We start from the raw sequence: 16162 nt of genomic DNA on the forward strand, positions 1-16162 counted from the left end.
CCCCCCCCCCCCCCCCCCCCCCCCCCGCGACCCTCTTGCAGGTAGATCGCCCGTCAACTGGTGGTCGTGCCCAGGGGCGAGTCGTCGTCAGACCACCCTGGCCATCCCGCCGAAGTTCGAAAGCGCCTCACAGTCTTCGCGGAGCTACACCTGAGCCATTCCGCCATCGACGCAGAGTTCCGCGCCGGTCATGAAACTGCTTTCGTCCGACGCCAGGAACAGCGCCGCGTTGGCGAGTTCTTCGGGGCGGCCGAGGCGACCCAGGGGGACGTGCGTGGCCATTTGGGCGCGCAGCGCCGCCGGGTCCTGCCCGAAGTACTCGGCCTGCCCGTCGATGATGGCCGTGTCGAACGGCCCTGGGGTGAGCACGTTGACCCGCAGACCCCTGCCGCCGAACTCGGCCGCCCACACGCGTGCGTAGGAGCGCACCGCTGCCTTCGTCGCGCTGTAGGTGCTCGATCCTGGCAGTCCCTTGAACCCCTGGATGGAACCCAGCAGGACGATCGAGCCGGTGTCCGGCATGAGCGGCAGCACCGTTTGCACGGTGAACAGCGTGCCGCGGGCGTTGAGGTCGAACGTGCGGTCGAAGTGGTCTTCGGTCACCTCGCCGAAATCGGCCCGCTCGATCATGCCCGCGTTGGCGACGAGCACGTCCAGCCGCCCGCTCCGGCTCCTGATGGTGTTGGCGAGGTCGTCGAGATCACTCGACGACGTGGAGTCCGCGACAACGGTCGTGACTTGTCCTTCGATGGAAGCCGCAGCGTCGTCGAGAACATCTTTTCGGCGACCCGTGATGTAGACGTGGGCACCTTCGGCCGCGAATCTTGCGGCAATTGCCAGGCCGAGACCAGCTCCGCCGCCCGTGACCAGAGCGACTTTGTCGGCGAGACGCATCGGTTCTCCGTTTCCTTGCGTGAGTCGTGCGATTCGGACGGTACGCACGGCACCGACATAGACGCAAAGAGTTGATTGCTATGCCCACCATAGAAGGTCTCTATGCAGCGAGGCGGCTTCGGATGAATTTACGCAGTACGACAGCGGCGGGTCCAAGATCGGCCGACTCGGACAATCAGCCCGGAAGAACGGCTCTGCATGGTGGTGTCCTCGACCATACCTGGTGATCCGAAAGTGCGTTCTTGACGACGGTAGGCGCCTGAACAAAGGTAAGTATTCACGCATACCTAGATGTCACGCGAGAACAAACGGAGCAACACCCATGCCTCTCGACGGCTACACGACCATCAGTACACGCACCGATGCCGGCGTACTGACTGCGACTCTCACCAACCCGCCCGTCAATGTGCTGAGCGCCACGATGATGCGCGAGTTGCATGAGCTCCTCACCAAGGTAGGTGCCGACCCGGCGATCAAAGTCATCGTGTTCGAGAGCGGCGACCCCGAGTTCTTCCTCGCTCACGTCGACATGCGCATCCTCGACGAGAAGACGACGTTCGAGGCGCTCGTTGCTTCCGCACCGGCGGGCCTGAACGTGTTCCAGGCGGTGGGCGAACTCATCCGGCACCAACCGCAGGTCACCATCGTGAAGCTTGCCGGGATCGCCCGCGGCGGGGGCGCCGAGTTCGTCGCCGCGGCGGATCTGTCCTTCGCCGCACTCGAGACCGCCCGCATCGGCCAGATCGAGGCTCTGATGGGCATCATCCCGGGTGGTGGGGGAACGCAGTACCTGCGCGAGCGCATCGGCCGAAGTCGGGCGCTGGAGGCGATTCTCAGTGGCGACAGCGTGGACGCGGCGACGGCAGCCCAGTACGGCTGGGTCAACCGCGCTATCCCCGCAAAGGAGTTGGACCAGTACGTGGCACGGCTTGCTAGTGACATCGCCGGGCTTGCCGATGGAGTCGTCGCGGCCGTGAAACGCGCACTCCCACCGGCCGACCACAGCGCGGCACTCGTCGTCGAGGACGAGGTGGGAATGGCGCTCTTGAACCCCACCGCGTTTCAGTTGATGGGCGACGCCCTCGGTGCGGGCGCGCAAACCCCCGCAGGAGAGCGCGACCTCGAAGCGGTGATGCGGAGCGTGCGGCACGAGCCCGCCGATTCGACGAGGGATTCGCGTGAGAGTGGCCGGATCATGGAGAAAGGCGCCTGAGCTACAAGGACAGATCGAAGAACCGCGTCACCGACACCGCCGAGCGCATCACCGGCCGTCCCGCCCGCAGGTTCCGCGCGCGGCGGGAACTCCGCTCGTTCCGCTAGGACACGTGATGCCCGTGGCCGTCCAACCGCCTGCTCACGTGGCCGAGTGCCATGAGCGCGAAGATGTCCGCCAGCAGCGGCACGTGGAAGATGAAGGGGCGCGGGCCGATGGAGTCGCTGACGGACGTGATGCCGCCGTCCTCCCGTTGGTGTCGCAGCAGGAATCGGACCCCTGCCACGACGGGCCGTGGATCTTCTTGCGCGCACAGGGCCATCACCGCGTAGGAGGTGCTGATCGGATCGCTGGCGCTGTCCTCCTCCTGTCCCCACCCACCGTCCTCGTTCTGGCTCCGGAGCACGAAGTTCAGTGCGCGTTCGGCGATTCCAGCGGCAGGGCCCGGGAAGTGGTCCGGGATCCGCGAGGTCAGCAGGACGGCCCGGAAGACGGTGTGGAGCCTGCTGCTGCTCCAGTCCGGCGGGAAGGTTCCGTCCGCGAGTTGTTCGTCGGCGAGGAAGGACAACCCCTCGGTGAGGACTTCCCGGTGTCGCTCCGGGTCGAAGGTGAAGGCGTCGAGCGCGGCGACCGTCATGCAGGCCTCCGCGGCGGAGTCGCGGACATAGGTGGGGAAGCCGCCCCGCGGATGCCGTACGGCCGACAGGGAGGACAGCCCGCGTTCGACCGCTCGCCCGCTGGAACGGTCGACGCGGGACTGGAGGAACTGAAGGGCGACCGAGGTGTCGTCCACGTCCGTCTGCAACGCGGCGTCGGTGACCGACCACCCACCACCGGGCTGCTGGCAGTCCACCAGACGTGCGGCGACGCGACGCAGCACCGGCTCCGGGGCATCGGCGGCGGCGAGTGCCACACCGGCGGTCGCCGTGCACCACGTGTCGGTGTCGGTGACGAACGGAACGCTGCCGTCGGGTCGCACGTGCTGGAGGGCTTTGCGGATCCCTTCCGCGACCACCGCTTCGGTGCCGGGCAACCGTTGCAGGGCGTGCAGGGTGAAGAGGTGGATGAGGAGGTTGCCCTCCCAGATCCCAGGGAGTCGCTGAGTGGCGACGAGGACGTGGACGTCCTCGTCGGTCAACGATCCGGTCAGCACACCCTTCAAGGCGGTGACCTGCACCTGTGCCCAGGAGTGCAATCCGTTGCGCCGCAGGGTGTCCTGATAGGACTCCGGTCCGACGTCAGCGGGTTGCCCGAGGATCGCGAACACCCCGTCCAGCAGGGCGCGCTTGCGCGGTCCGGTGAAGTCGGGGCTCTTCGCGACGACGCTCTCCCGGAGTTCCGGGGCGAGCTTGCCACTCCGACGCAGGGCGGCTTGAGCGATGACCACGTCGAGAGGGTCGGACTCCGGAGGCAATGAACGCAAGTAGCGCTCCTGCTGGGCGAACGGCTGCCCGGTGTTCTGCAGGAGGCGCAGCAGCAGAGCGGTTTCCAACGGGCGCCCGTGGCAGGGAAATCGCATCGCGCCGTCGGCGTCCATGTGCGAGACGACGTATTCGGACAGTCCGGCCGTCGCGTCCCGGAGTGAGTCGGGAAAGTCCAATGACTGCCATGGTTTGCCGCGGTCTTGGGCAATGGGACGCATCGCAAACCTCACTGGGGTTCGAGGGGAGGTGAGGAGTTCTGGTTCAGCGCCGACGGCGCACGACGACCGGCATGCGCTCCGGCCGCAGGGTGACGACCGCCTTCGGCCGGATCGGCCGCGCCGAAGCGGGCGAGAAGCGCCAGTGCGGGATGACGGTGGCGAGGATCGTCATGACCTCGGCGACCCCGAAGGCTTCACCGACGCACCGGTGGACACCGGCCCCGAAGGGGCAGTAAGCGCCCCGTGGCAACGAGTTCCCACGTTCCGGCAGCCACCGGTCGGGGTCGAAGCGCTCGGGATCCCGGTACCAGCGAGGATCCCTGTGCAACGCGTAGGGGCTGTAGTACACGGACGCGCCGACGGGCACGTCGTGGCCACCGAGGTCGAACGACGCCGTCGCCCGCCGCCGGACCAGCCACACGGGAGGGAACAGCCGCAGGGCTTCGCTGACGACTCGCTGGAGGTGCTCCAGCTTCGGGAGGTCGTCAGCCCCGACCGGCCGTCCTCCCAGGACGCGGTCGAGCTCGTCGCGCACGCGGTCGTCGCTGTCCGGGTTCAGGCTCAACAGGTGGAGGGCCCAGCTCATCGTGGTCGCGGTCGTCTCGACCCCGGCCACCAGCATCGTCATGATCTCGTCGTGGACCTGCTGGTCGTCCACGCCCGGCAGCCCTTGTTCCCTGGCGGTTCGAAGCAAGCCCAGCAGATCGGGGTGTGTTTGGGTGGACTGCTCGGAACGGTGCTCGCCGAGCGCGTCGGCGACCGCGTGCAACCGCGCGAGCGCGGCGGTGTAGCGACGGCGGTTCGGAGTCGGCAGCCTGGTCACCAACTTCACCGGCGCGAGCGCGTTCCTGGAGGCGATGTCGAGGCAGATGGGCAGCGCGGCGGACACGTCGTCCGCCATCGCCTCGGGCGACCTCGTGCCGAAGAGGCTCGTGAGCACCCCCGCAGTGGCGACGACCAGCATCTGCTGGACGAGGTCGACCGTCTCACCTTCTCGCCAGCGCGCGGTCCGCGCTTCGGCCGCCTGCCGCAGGAGCGGGACGTAAGAGGTGATCCGCTCGTGGTGGAACACCGGTTGCACCAACCGGCGTTGCTGCCGGTGAAACTCGCCGTCCGAACTGCCCAGCCCGTTGCCCGTCAGTGCGCGGGTCTTGTCGCCCGTCGTCCCGCGACCGACCTGGCCGGACAACTCCGTGAGGAGTCTCCACACCAGGTCGGGCTCGTTGACCAGGTACGCGGAATGGCGGCGCAGCACGAAGGTCGTCACCGCGCCGGAGGTCCGCTGCCGTTCCAGGAATTCGAGCGGACGCCACCGCAGCCACGGGAGGTGGCCGAGCACTGGCAGCGCGCCGGGGAGCGCGGAGTTGGTCGCGGGACCCGGCACGCGGCGGCTACCCACGCGGTCCGACCCGGTAGCGGGCCGGACCGGTGATCACGAACCACTCGTACTGGCCGCGCATCCAGTGCTCCATCCCCCGGACGCAGCGGACCACGTCCGACCGCGTTCGCTCGGTGAGGGAGCGGAACTCCTCGCCGTGCACGAGTTCCGCAGCTCCGGCCGTGAACTCCCGTGCCTTCTCGTTGGTCATGTCGACGGCGCGGGCGCGGGCTTCGTCCTCGGACAGGCGGGTATGGCGGACGAGCACGTCGACGAGGTTGAACCGGTTTCCGGCGTGCCGCTCCTTCTGGTGGGAGTAGATGTCGTTGGTCCACGTGAGCACGTCGGCGCAAGCGTCGTGAAGTCGCTGCCAGGAGGGTGAATTCCGGAACTCCTCGGGAAGATCGACTCCTGCCGCCACCTCGACGAGGTCGACGGTCGGCTTGGCCGCGCCCTCCTCCCGGCGGAGCACCACGAACTCGTCCAACGCTGGGAGGTCGTCGGCGGACGTCCCCGCGTACCGGATCGCGTGCAGCACGTAGGTGTCCAGGTCCCGGAGGAACCGGCTGGTCCAGCCGGGGCTCCGGTGCGCCGTGACGTCCCGGCAGAACCCGGTCATCCCCTCGGCCACGGCCTGCGGCAGCGCGGTCGCGACCAGGTGCCTCGCGAGGCCGGTGGCGTCGGCGTCGAGGAGTTCGATGGTGTTGTCCGCCGCGAAGACCTCCTCGCAGAGGTCGTCGAAGGGGAACACCCACAGCAGCCATTCGGCGACCGGCCCGATGGTGTCGGCGTCGGCCTGGGGTGACGTCCGGCAGATCAGGTCGACCATGACGTCGTCGCCCTGGACGTATCGTCCCAGCGACGCGGCTTCCAGGCGTTCGCGAACCGCGCGAACTCGGTCCCGGACGACCCCGTCCGGTTCGAAGCGACCGCCGTCGAACGGCAGGGAGAGCGTCGGAACACCGTCGGTCCGGGTCATACCGCCCGCTCCCGGTCGTCGGCGGGCAGCCGTCGGGGGATCATCGGCATGCGGTTCGGGTGCACGGTTCCGGTCGCCACCTCGCGAATCCGTTGTCCGGCAACCGGTTCGAGCCGCCAGTGGGAACAGATCACGGCAAGGGCCGTGGTGAGGCCGGCGAGCGCCATCCTCTTGCCGATGCACACGTGCGCGCCCGCGCCGAACGGGAGGTAGGAGCCCTTCGTGATCGAGCCGTGGCCCGTGGACGACCAGCGGTCGGGGTCGAACCGATGTGGTTCGGGGAACCAGCGCCGGTCGTGGTGCAGGAGGTAGGGGCTGTAGACGATCTCAGCCCCGGCGGGGAGTTCGACCTCGCCCAGGCGCACCGGCTTCAGCGTTCGGCGCATGATGAACGGGACCGGGTAGCGCCGCAGGGTTTCGCTGACCACGTTGTTCAGGTAGGTCAGGGAGGAGACGTCGGCCGCGGTGAGGGCATGACCCGACGGGATCGCGCCCAGTTCCTCGCGCACCCGGTGAGCGATGTGCGGGTTGCGGAAGATCTCGTACAGGGCCCAGCTCAACACCGCGGCGGTGGACTCGCTCCCGGCCACGAGCATCGTCATGACGTGGTCGCGGATCTGCTGATCGGGCAGCACGTGCCCCTGGTCGTCCTGTGCCGCGAGCAGCGAGGCGAGGAGATCGCCGTGCTCGTCGCCGTTCCCGCTTCCCGCACGCCGGTCGGCGATCAGGTCGCCGACCACGCCGTTGAGGCTCCGCATGGCCTTCTTGAAGCGGAGGTTGCCCATCGTCGGCATCCGCTCCATCCCGCTGGGCAGGACCGTCCGGAAGATCACGCTCTTGAAGAGCGTGGGCAGGTGGAGCCGGAAGCTCTCCAGGTTCTCCGCGGTGAGGTCGGTGGAGAACAGGCTTTGCGCGGTGTTGGTCAGCGCCAGGTCCTTCATGAGCTCGTCCACCGCGAGCACCTCGTCCGCCGTCCAGGACTCGACGAGCGTTCTCGCCGCGTCCTGGACGTGCCGGACGTGGGAGTCGACCTGCTCGCTGGTGAACGCCGACCGCAGGGATCTCCGCTGCTGCTGGTGAGACGCGCCGTGGGAGGTGAGCAGGGAATCCCCGAACCACACGCTCGCCTTCTCCATGAGCCGTCCGCGGTCGTAATCCCGATCACCGGGCACCAGCAACTGGTGGGCGACGGTCGGGTCGGTGACGACGTAGGCGGGAATCGGCCCGAGCCGGATCTCGACGACCTCACCGACGGATGACAACGATGACAAGAACTCCAGACGCCTGGAGATAAGTGCCGGTGCGTGGCCGACAACAGGCCACCGGCCTGGCGCGCCTGCCGTTCCCGACCCGGTCGCGACCGAACGTCGACTCTTCATTGTTGGCGGATCTCCTGGGTATGCGTGAGTGACGGATCTCGTACTGCTGAGCAGTAGCGATGACCGTCTCGCCAGCGATGGGTGCCTCCGTTCGAAGTCTGCCTTGCACTGCGCGCGAACCGCACGCTGCTTGTCATAAATTCGCCACTGCCGAATGCTCCGGAATCGTGCGCGGATGGCAATGGCAAGAAAGAACTCTTCGAACTCCATTCGAGATGGAGGAACGCGGTGGATGTGACATCAGCCCAGCGGAACAAGTTGTTCGAAACATCTCGACACAACTACACTTCTTCGTCCATGCGAAAGAGGATATTTCGCGCGGTCGCTGATTACCGACCCGACGGCTTGACCAAGTGAAACCGGCGGGACGGGGGTTTCTCAGCGCTGCCAGACGGTGCCCCTGCGTTCGTAGTCCACCAGGTTCTCGACCCGGACCGCGAGGTCCGCACCGAGCTCGCGTCGCACCAAGTGCAGTGCGAGATCGATGCCGGAGGTCACCGCAGAAGCGGTGACCACGTCGCCGTCGTCCACCACACGAGCGTCCTTGAGCACGCCTCCGCGCTCGGTGATATCCGCCCTGGTGAGGTGGTGCGTGGTGCATGGCCTGCCGGTGAGCAGTCCGGCCTCGGCGAGCAGGATCGTGCCAGTGCACAACGCGGAGATGGTCAGGCCGGGGCGAGGCGCGGCCCGTAGTGCGGCAGGGATCGTGCCCTTGGCGATCTCGCCCCAGATTCCCGGACCGTTCCTCTGGCCGTAGCCGCCGCCAGGCACGACGAGCAGATCGGCGTCGGCGTGCCTGAGGCCCCTGTCCACGGTGAGCTTCGTGCCGTGCAAGGCGGTGACTTCGCCGGGTTGGTCGGCGGTCACCAGGGACACCGTCACGGCACCGGAACTCATCCGGCCCGCGACGGCGAAGATCTCGTAGGGCCCGGTGTAGTCCAGTTCCTCCGCTCCGTCGAAGACGAGCACCTGAACGCGCAAGGGGGTATCCGCTGACCAGGCCTGGACTTTCGGGGCCGCCGCAGTGGCAGTGGCTGAAGGGAAGGCTGCGAGAGGGGCGGCGGCCGCGGCGCCGAGGAGGGTTCGACGATTCATGCCTTTGTGGTCGTCCTGCGAGTCAACGAAGTTCCCGCGACCACGATCGGTCGGAACCGTTGGCGAAGCAGGTCGAATGAGACGCGGACGTACAGGCACGTCACCGCTGCAACCGCGCGAGCAGGAGGCTCGGGTCGTTTCCGGCCAGGTTGGCGCCGTTGGTCACGTACACCCGGTCTCCTCGAACGGCGACGGCCGTGGTCCCCTGCATGCCGTCCTCGGCGTCCAGCAGGGTCCCCTGGGCACCGTTCGCGTCGACTCGCACGAGCTTGCCGGCCTGGTTGATCGCAGCGAGGATCTCGGTGCCCCGGCCGGTGAAGTCGAAGTCGTCGATGCCCTCCAGTCCGGTGGCCCGGACCTCGGCGCCACCGGCACTACCGTCCTTGGCCACCGAGAGGCGGACGATGGTGCCGTGGTCGGAGTTGCTCGCCCACACGGCACCGTCGTGGATCTTCAGGCCGTTGGCGCCGAGGAAGCCGTCGGGCGCCAAAGCCGGATCGGCCGACCACACGGAGGCCTCGCCGCCGCGCAGCGGGGCCTGCCAGATGCGTCCGCCGGTGGAGTCGGTGACCAGGAAACGGCTTCGCTTGTGGTCGATGACCAGTGCGTTCGGGAAAGTATCGGCCGGTAGCGGCACGACGAGCCTGGGCTCCCCGGAGGGGCGGACCTGCCAGATCCCGGTCAGCCCGCCGCGCCCGGAGTTGTAGAGGAAGTACACCGGCCCGCTGTCCGATCGGGCGACACCGGTGACCACCGGAATCCCGATGACCGGGGTGGTACCGCCACCGTCTGGAGGCAGCGGCATGGTGACGAGTGCGTGGACCGCCCCGTCCGGCGTGACCCGCACCACCTGGCGGGCAGGGATCATGCCGATGACCACACCGCCACCGGGCTCCAGGGCGATGCTCTCGGCGACTTGGCCCGCCGCCCGGTCGAAGTGGGCGACGACGCGCACGTCGCCGAGGCGAGTGCCGGCAGCATGGTCGGGGTGCGCCGAGGCGGGCAGGACCGCGGTCGGGGCTGCGGCGAGCAGGGAGACAAGCCCGAGGGTGGCGGCGCGCCGCCGCGTCCAGGCGGGTCGGTAGAAGGACATGGTCTTCCTCTCGGTCGTGCGGGATGGGATGTTCCAGGCAGGACGGAACACCCGGCAGCCCGCGCGGGAGCCGTCGGGTGAGTGCCGGTGGTGCGATCAGCCCGGCAGATGCCGGTCGGACCGCGCTTCGCTCTCGGACAGGGTGAAACGTTCCTGGCCGAGCACGGCCAGCAGCTCCAGTTGCGAGACTGCCGCGCTGCCCGGCGCGGGCGAGTACACGATCAGGCGCTGGTCCTGCCGGTCTGTGGCCAGGATGTCGAAGTCCAACTCGATGAGCCCGACCGCGGGGTGCAGGACGCGCTTGCGGTCGCTTCGCCGGACCGCGACGTTGTGCCGGGCCCAGAGGTCGGCGAACTCCGTGCTCTGGGCGCGCAACGCCCCGGTCAGCTTGCCGGCGGTGGGGTCGGCCGGGCGGACGGCGAGGATCGCACGCAGATCTTCCACCTGTGCGCGGCTCTCGTGCTCGTGGTCTTCCGCGGGGTAACGCGTGCGCATCTCGGGGTCGGTGAACCATCGGTAGGTGCAGCTACGCGCGAGGCCGCGGAACTGGGTCTGTGCTCCCAGCAGCGCATCCGCCATGGAGTTCTGGGCGAGCACGACGTTGAGGTCGGAGGCGATCAAGGCGGGCAGGCCCGGCAACCCGTCCACCAAGCGGAGGAGGCCGCGGCTGACGTGCTCGTCACCACCGATGTGGGGCGGGGTGTGGTGACCGGCCAAGCGGAAGAGGTGGTCGCGTTCGTCGGTCGTCAGCCGCAGCGCGCGGGCCAACGCGGTGAGCATCGTGACCGACGGTCGCGGGCCGCGGCCCTGTTCGAGCCGGGCGTAGTAGTCCGGTGACATGTCGGCGAGCTGGGCAACCTCGAACCGTCGAAGCCCCGGCGTCCGACGCTGTCCTCCGGCCGGAACACCGACGTTCTCCGGCTGGAGCAGCGCACGTCGGCGTCGGAGGAAGTCCGCGAGTTCGTTCCGTTCCACGCCTCCAGGATGACCCTCGTGCGGCGACACAACCAGGACTCGTCGATGCCACCTTCGATGAGCTTCTCCTGGAAGGAGTCGAGTTAAGCTGGACCGATGTCACAGGAACTGGCGGCGTCGGTGCTCAACCAGACCATGTCGCTGGCCGGGCAGATCTCCGGCCGCATGCAGGAGGCGTTGGACCGGCTCGACCTGACCGGTCCCCTCGCGAACGTCCTCTGGCTGCTGCGGCCGGACGCCGAACCGCTCTCGCTCCGCAAGATCGCGGGCCTGCTGCACTGCGACCCCTCGAACGTCACCCTGCTCAGCACCAAGCTCGAGCAGCGGGGTCTGGCGGAACGCCGCCCGCACCCCCACGACGGTCGTGTCAGGACGTTGGTCCTGACCGAGGCGGGCGAAGACGTGCGGCATCGACTTCTCGGCGCCGTGATGAGGAATTCGCCCCTTGCCGGCTTGACGCTCGAGGAACAGCGGCAGCTCCACGGGCTGCTCGCGAAGGCGATCGACACCGCGTAGGGATGGCGAATCGGGCTTTGTCCTCACGGTTGTTTCCGGGCGAAGGCGAAGAAGTCCGAGATCGCCGCCGGAGCATCGACGTCGTGGCTCGTGCGTCCCAAGAGCCTGGGGTAGCGATGGTGCGCGGTCGGGATGACATGCCCGCCGCCGGAGATCGTGTACTGGACGACGGGAGCCTTGTCGGACTCGCTGTACACGGTTTCCCGAACGGTGGTGTCCGTCGCCGGTTCACGGTGGGCGAGCGTGCGGGTCACAGGTGCGTCAGTAGTTCCGTTGAGGCGCACGAACATCTTCGTCGTGTCGTCGGCGGACATGACCCGGCCGCGTGAGGAGAAGCCGAAGATCGTGACCTCGCCTCCCGCGAACGGTGAGATCGGATCGTCGGTGCCCGCCATGATCAGCACCGGCACCGCCCCGGTCATCGGTGGGCAGGAGTTGTCGGCGGTGACGGGGAGGTTGGCCGCGATCGCGGCGATGCCCGCGAGCCGGTCGGGCATCTCCGCCGCCAGCCGGAAGACCATCTGACCGCCGTTGGAGTACCCGGCGGCGTAGAACTTGGTGTCGTCGACGCCGTAGCGCCTGTGCATGTCCGCGGTCAGGGCGCGGACGAACCCGACGTCGTCCACGTTCTCGCGCCGTGCGGGGGTCGCGGCTACCCGACGGCAGTCGTTCCAGCCCTCCTGGTACCCGTCGGGATAGGCGACGGCGAACCCGTACCGGTCCGCGAGATCGTCGAAGCCGTACCCGGTGTTGCGGCGGACAGCCGCGCCGTTCTCGAAGGAGCCGTGCAGGACGACCAGCAGCGGCGCCCCCGATGCCAGCCGCGGCGGAACGTAGGCGGTGTAGGTGCGATCCCGGCCGCCCACGGTCAGGGTCGATCCGACCACCTGCCCGGACAAGGCCGCGCCCGTGGGCGCGGGTGTCCACATCAGATAGCCGTAAAGACCGAGCGCGGTCGTGGCGAGCGTGGCCAGCACCACCGCCACGGCCAGGACCGCACGTCGACGACGAGGGCTGCTGATCTCGGGTTGCATGTCGATCCCTTCTCCTTGTCGGCACAGCCACCTGATCTCTTCCGCCATCGTTGATCATATGCTTGAATAAATCAAGCATAGAGGTCATCGCGACGACACCTCTGCGGCAATGTGCCACTACGGCATCTAGTTGATTAACTCAATGAGTATTGCTAGCGTTGGCATGGGCGTCGAGCCGTGCCACCTGCATGACCTGTCCGGACGGCAGGCCAGAGCGCCACCGCCGGGGAAAGCCTAAGGAGCTGTCGATGTCCGACGTCGAAGTTGCGGCGCTTGCGTCGTTCCGTGATCCGATGAGGCCGATCGAGCCGGCCGCGGAGTTCGGCCGCCTGCGCGAACACGGGCCGATTCCGCGGGTTCAGTGGTCGATGGGACCCGGCCTGTCGTCAACGGCGTGGCTGGTCACCCGTTACGCCGACGTGCGGGAGGTGCTCGGCAGTCCACACGTGAGCAACCGTTTCTACCGCGGTGGTCTCGTGGTGGACCAGCCAGGATTCCTGCTTTCGCTGGACCCGCCGGAGCACAACCGCATCCGGCGGATGCTGACGCGGGAGTTCTCGGTCAAGCGCGTCAACGCTTTGCGGCCGAGAGTCGAGCAGATCGTCCACGGATTCCTCGACGACATGATCGCGACCGGCCCTCCGGCCGACTTGATGCAGGCACTCGCACTACCGGTGCCTTCCCTCGTCATCTGCGAACTCCTCGGTGTCCCGTACGACGACCGCGAAGAGTTCCAGCGGCGCAGCGGCCTCCTGCTCGATCCGCGGGCAACCCGCGAAGAGGCGATGGCCAACACCCGTGAGATGAACGACTACATGTCCGACCTCGTCACCCGACAGCGCAACAGCCCCGGCGAGGACATCCTGGGCGCTCTCGTCCGCGAACACGGCGCCGAGGTGAGTGACGCCGAACTGGTGGGAATCGGGAACATCCTGCTGATCGCCGGACACGAGACGACGGCCAACACGATCGGGCTGGGCACCCTGCTGCTGATCCAGCACCCCGAGCAACTGGCGCTCGTGCGCGACGACCCGAGCGTGCTGCGCACGGCGGTGGAGGAGGTCCTGCGTTACCTGTCCATTGTGCACACGGGCAGCCCCCGGCGGGTCACCGAGGACATCACCGTCGCAGGACAACCGATCCCGGCCGGAGACATGGTCGTGGTGTCGCTGCCCTCCGCGAACCGCGACGGGAACTTCCTCACCGACGCCGACTCCTTCGACGTCACGCGGCCCGTCGGGGCACACCTGGCTTTCGGGCACGGCATCCACCAGTGCCTCGGACAGCAACTGGCGCGGATGGAACTGGCGGTCGTGCTGCCTGCCATGCTCACGAAGCTGCCGAACCTGCGTCTGGCAGCGCGGCAGTCGGACCTCGCGTTCCGGACCGACGGGCCCGTGAACGGGGTGAACGCACTCCCCATCGCTTGGGGCTGAACCGAATCCGGCTGGTGTACCTGCGCAGGACTATCGGCGATAGCGTCCACGGCCACGTCCTCTCCGCACACGAGATGTGCCCGGTTCTTCCTACAGGCAAACGGGTTCCAGTCCCCCGCGACCATCAGCACACTCCCCCCGGAGGCTTTGGCAGCCAGCCGGGGGGACGCGACATGACCGCCATCGCACCGTCAGCCGCCGTGGCGATCGATGCCACGCCAGAAGGTGTTCAGCAACTGGACTGCGGCATCGGGATCCTGGTGCATCCAGTAGTGGGATTTCCCGGGGAGCCGGACGAACTGGGCACCGAGCCGTTCGGCCGTCTGCCTGCTCAGTTCGACGTCGCCGTAGGGATCTTCCTCCGGTGCGACGACAAGCCCCGGCACTCCTGACACCTGTTCCATCCGGTGTCCCCAGTCCTTGTAGGCGTAGAAGTTCGGCGTGGCGTCGCGGTACAGGAGGTACATGGTGTCCGTCATGACTTCGTCCACGGTCTGGGCGATGTCGGCCATCACGTGTGCGTTGATGCCACGGGGTTCGAGGAATCCGGCCAGCATCTCCGGTGAGGTGCGCAGCGTGGTCAGGAACTCGCGACCGTGCTCGGACTGGATCACCTGCGCCCCTTCGTGCCACACGAAGTCGGGGTGCCAGGCCTCCGCCACATCGCACACCCAGGAACGAACGGGCACGTCGTACGCCGACACGGCTCGAATGGCCAGGTGGGCACCCCAATCGTGGGCGACCAGGTCGATCGGGCCCGTCATCTCGGCGAGCTGATCAGCCAGCCACGCCGCGTACGCCTCGTTGTCCGTCAACCGCGGGAGACGGGGAATGCCGAATCCCGGCAGGTGCAGCGCGACGCTGTCGACGTCGAGTCGCTCGCGGACGACGTCCCAGACGGACGGCGTCTCGGGCACTCCGTGGACGAAGACTGCGGTCATGTCGAACTCCTCTTTCCTTCTAGCGGTACGGGTGAGCAGGTTGAGTGGTCACGTGATCAGGACCAACTTGCCTGCCACTTCACGGTTTTCGAGTCTCGGCCAAGGGAAGCGTGGTGACCGCCTCGCCAGGTCCTGACCGGGCGACGCGGTGGAACATCTGCCACGCCGTGAGGTAGTTGAGGACCAGGGTGTCGAGGAGTGCGGCATCGAGGTCGTGCGGATTCGACGTGGAGAACGTCAGGCCCACCGGCGCCGGTCAGCCGCACTCGTGTCGTGCACATGCCGCAAATCATTGAAAATCTCGTTGAGATAGTCAAGTAGTAGTTCATCGAGTCTCGCGCAGGGATGGAGACCGCAGCGGTGACCCAGGCTGACGACGATCGCCCGACGACGCGGTGGCGCGTCCACGAGATCGGACTGACGACCATCCCGGCCCGGTCTACCCCTGCGGTCCCGTAGCCAACGCTCGTGCGCCGCGTAGGTCGCGGGTAATGCTTGCTATTCCGCGAGTGCCCGGTCGGCGGCGAAGTCGTCAAGGGGAAGAGCGCGGTAGAGCTCGCACATCGCGCGCAGGTTGTCGTCCGAACCGTGAGCCGTTGCGTAGTGCTCGACGTCCTCGGTGGTGTGTCCGGCGTCGACAGCGCCCCGCTGACAGCGGTCGACCTGCTGGTCTTCATCTACGCCATCGCCCAGGCGTGGTACCTCACGCCCACCGGACTGCTGCGCGCGGACGGCTCCGACCCCCACCGAATCGCCGATCACCGCGCCTCGATCGTCGCCACGGTCACCCGGTTCGCCCGCCCCATCGGCTGAACCAGCCAGACCGACCGTCCGCACCAAACGGACTCGCGGAGCCCGCCAAGACCGAAGATCACCGCCTGACCCCTCAGCGGTCGAGCAACTCCAGGAACCGATCGAGCATCATCTCCCGGTATTCCTCCGGAGTCCACCCGCAGTCCCGCACCAGCAACGTGTAGGCGCTGTGCTGGGCAGTGACCCAGCACAGGTCGACCGTGCAGTCGAGGTCGTCGGGAAGTCGGCAGAGCCCCCACTCCACCAGCCGGTGGACCAGGCGGCGGCCTTCCTCTCGCATGTCCTCGATCCTCTTGCGGTAGGCGGCCGCGAGCACCGGGTCCGTGTTCGCGCCCTCCACGAAGGCCGACCACATGCCGGCGCTGCGCCGGTTGGCGTCCGTCAGCACCGCGGCGACGAGCGCGAGCGCGTCACGCAGCGATCCCCCCGGCGGTGGCACGGCCAGTTCCGGACGCGCGTACAGAAGCGTGCCGTCCATCGACCCGCTCAGCGTGATCTCCAGTGCCCGGAGGAAGACATCGGCCTTGCCCCCCAGCGCGTAGATCGTGTCCATCGAGACACCGGCGACGGTGGCGAGCTGGCGCATCGACGTCGCCGCGTAACCCTGCTCGGAGAAGAGCGGCTCGGCGGCCAGGCAGATCTGGACTTTCGTCTGCTCAGCCTGCTTCTCCCGCGACGGCGAACGGTAGGTGCGGGCCACGTTTCTCCTTCCACCCCTTGCGAGATAGTCTAGGCTGGCATTGGCCAGAACACCGTTACGCCTAATTCAGGAGA

15 protein-coding genes are annotated in these 16162 nt (G+C 67.7%); 4 read left to right on the forward strand and 11 right to left on the reverse strand.

What is annotated here, in order from left to right:
* Nucleotides 1-144 precede the first annotated feature (144 nt).
* Nucleotides 145-894, reverse strand: a complete 750-nt coding sequence (locus tag NZH93_RS38935; RefSeq protein ID WP_259628323.1) for an SDR family NAD(P)-dependent oxidoreductase — start codon at nucleotides 892-894, stop codon at nucleotides 145-147.
* A 322-nt stretch (nucleotides 895-1216) separates the two neighbouring features.
* Here NZH93_RS38935 and NZH93_RS38940 point away from each other — a divergent pair, with 322 nt between their 5' ends.
* Nucleotides 1217-2107, forward strand: a complete 891-nt coding sequence (locus NZH93_RS38940; protein WP_259628324.1) for an enoyl-CoA hydratase/isomerase family protein — start codon at nucleotides 1217-1219, stop codon at nucleotides 2105-2107.
* Nucleotides 2108-2210: 103 nt separating this feature from the next.
* On the opposite strand, the gene NZH93_RS38945 is transcribed toward NZH93_RS38940, so the two are convergent.
* From NZH93_RS38945 to NZH93_RS38975, 7 genes are all read right to left on the reverse strand, one after another.
* Nucleotides 2211-3707, reverse strand: a complete 1497-nt coding sequence (locus NZH93_RS38945) for a prenyltransferase/squalene oxidase repeat-containing protein (RefSeq protein WP_259628325.1) — start codon at nucleotides 3705-3707, stop codon at nucleotides 2211-2213.
* Between the two features lie 85 nt (nucleotides 3708-3792).
* Nucleotides 3793-5148 carry a cytochrome P450 gene (locus NZH93_RS38950; RefSeq protein WP_259628326.1) on the reverse strand — a complete coding sequence of 452 codons (1356 nt, stop codon included), beginning with the start codon at nucleotides 5146-5148 and terminating at the stop codon, nucleotides 3793-3795.
* A complete protein-coding gene (locus tag NZH93_RS38955; protein WP_259628327.1) occupies nucleotides 5141-6106 on the reverse strand; it encodes a terpene synthase family protein in 966 nt (321 codons plus the stop codon). The genes NZH93_RS38950 and NZH93_RS38955 overlap by 8 nt, the downstream gene beginning before the upstream one ends.
* Nucleotides 6103-7695, reverse strand: coding sequence for a cytochrome P450 (locus tag NZH93_RS38960; RefSeq protein WP_308214293.1), 1593 nt, complete (start codon nucleotides 7693-7695; stop codon nucleotides 6103-6105). Before NZH93_RS38960 ends, NZH93_RS38955 begins: the two co-directional genes overlap by 4 nt.
* A gap of 168 nt (nucleotides 7696-7863) precedes the next feature.
* On the reverse strand, nucleotides 7864-8466 hold the full coding sequence (locus NZH93_RS38965; protein WP_259628329.1) for a DJ-1/PfpI family protein: 603 nt from the start codon (nucleotides 8464-8466) through the stop codon (nucleotides 7864-7866).
* 214 nt (nucleotides 8467-8680) lie between these two features.
* Nucleotides 8681-9673, reverse strand: coding sequence for an SMP-30/gluconolactonase/LRE family protein (locus tag NZH93_RS38970; protein WP_259628330.1), 993 nt, complete (start codon nucleotides 9671-9673; stop codon nucleotides 8681-8683).
* Nucleotides 9674-9769: 96 nt separating this feature from the next.
* Nucleotides 9770-10648, reverse strand: a complete 879-nt coding sequence (locus NZH93_RS38975) for a helix-turn-helix transcriptional regulator (RefSeq protein WP_259628331.1) — start codon at nucleotides 10646-10648, stop codon at nucleotides 9770-9772.
* 96 nt (nucleotides 10649-10744) lie between these two features.
* On the opposite strand from NZH93_RS38975, the gene NZH93_RS38980 reads away from it, so the two are divergent.
* On the forward strand, nucleotides 10745-11164 hold the full coding sequence (locus NZH93_RS38980; protein ID WP_259628332.1) for a MarR family winged helix-turn-helix transcriptional regulator: 420 nt from the start codon (nucleotides 10745-10747) through the stop codon (nucleotides 11162-11164).
* Nucleotides 11165-11187: 23 nt separating this feature from the next.
* Here NZH93_RS38980 and NZH93_RS38985 read toward each other — a convergent pair whose 3' ends face one another.
* Nucleotides 11188-12198: a CE1 family esterase gene (locus tag NZH93_RS38985; protein ID WP_259628333.1), complete on the reverse strand. Its 1011-nt coding sequence runs from the start codon at nucleotides 12196-12198 to the stop codon at nucleotides 11188-11190.
* A 293-nt stretch (nucleotides 12199-12491) separates the two neighbouring features.
* Between NZH93_RS38985 and NZH93_RS38990 the strand changes: the two genes are divergently transcribed.
* Nucleotides 12492-13634 (forward strand): cytochrome P450, encoded by a 1143-nt coding sequence (locus tag NZH93_RS38990; protein WP_259628334.1) that lies wholly within the window; start codon nucleotides 12492-12494, stop codon nucleotides 13632-13634.
* Nucleotides 13635-13825: 191 nt separating this feature from the next.
* Here NZH93_RS38990 and NZH93_RS38995 read toward each other — a convergent pair whose 3' ends face one another.
* The gene (locus NZH93_RS38995) at nucleotides 13826-14575 is read right to left on the reverse strand and encodes an alpha/beta fold hydrolase (protein WP_259628335.1); all 750 of its coding nucleotides are present in this window, start codon (nucleotides 14573-14575) and stop codon (nucleotides 13826-13828) included.
* A gap of 588 nt (nucleotides 14576-15163) precedes the next feature.
* Here NZH93_RS38995 and NZH93_RS39000 point away from each other — a divergent pair.
* On the forward strand, nucleotides 15164-15388 hold the full coding sequence (locus NZH93_RS39000) for a hypothetical protein (RefSeq protein WP_259628336.1): 225 nt from the start codon (nucleotides 15164-15166) through the stop codon (nucleotides 15386-15388).
* A 73-nt stretch (nucleotides 15389-15461) separates the two neighbouring features.
* Here the strand turns inward: NZH93_RS39000 and NZH93_RS39005 are convergent, their stop codons facing one another.
* A complete protein-coding gene (locus tag NZH93_RS39005; protein ID WP_259628337.1) occupies nucleotides 15462-16088 on the reverse strand; it encodes a TetR/AcrR family transcriptional regulator in 627 nt (208 codons plus the stop codon).
* Nucleotides 16089-16162 lie beyond the last annotated feature (74 nt).

The organism is Umezawaea endophytica (assembly GCF_025061645.1).
Classification (GTDB): Bacteria; Actinomycetota; Actinomycetes; order Mycobacteriales; family Pseudonocardiaceae; genus Umezawaea; species Umezawaea endophytica.

Coding starts and splice junctions, on each gene's coding strand:
- NZH93_RS38935 (WP_259628323.1), bottom strand. CDS start 894: ATGCGTCTCGCCGACAAAGTCGCTCTGGTCACGGGCGGCGGAGCTGGT.
- NZH93_RS38940 (WP_259628324.1), top strand. CDS start 1,217: ATGCCTCTCGACGGCTACACGACCATCAGTACACGCACCGATGCCGGC.
- NZH93_RS38955 (WP_259628327.1), bottom strand. CDS start 6,106: ATGACCCGGACCGACGGTGTTCCGACGCTCTCCCTGCCGTTCGACGGC.
- NZH93_RS38960 (WP_308214293.1), bottom strand. CDS start 7,695: ATGGAGTTCGAAGAGTTCTTTCTTGCCATTGCCATCCGCGCACGATTC.
- NZH93_RS38970 (WP_259628330.1), bottom strand. CDS start 9,673: ATGTCCTTCTACCGACCCGCCTGGACGCGGCGGCGCGCCGCCACCCTC.
- NZH93_RS38980 (WP_259628332.1), top strand. CDS start 10,745: ATGTCACAGGAACTGGCGGCGTCGGTGCTCAACCAGACCATGTCGCTG.
- NZH93_RS38985 (WP_259628333.1), bottom strand. CDS start 12,198: ATGCAACCCGAGATCAGCAGCCCTCGTCGTCGACGTGCGGTCCTGGCC.
- NZH93_RS38990 (WP_259628334.1), top strand. CDS start 12,492: ATGAGGCCGATCGAGCCGGCCGCGGAGTTCGGCCGCCTGCGCGAACAC.
- NZH93_RS38995 (WP_259628335.1), bottom strand. CDS start 14,575: ATGACCGCAGTCTTCGTCCACGGAGTGCCCGAGACGCCGTCCGTCTGG.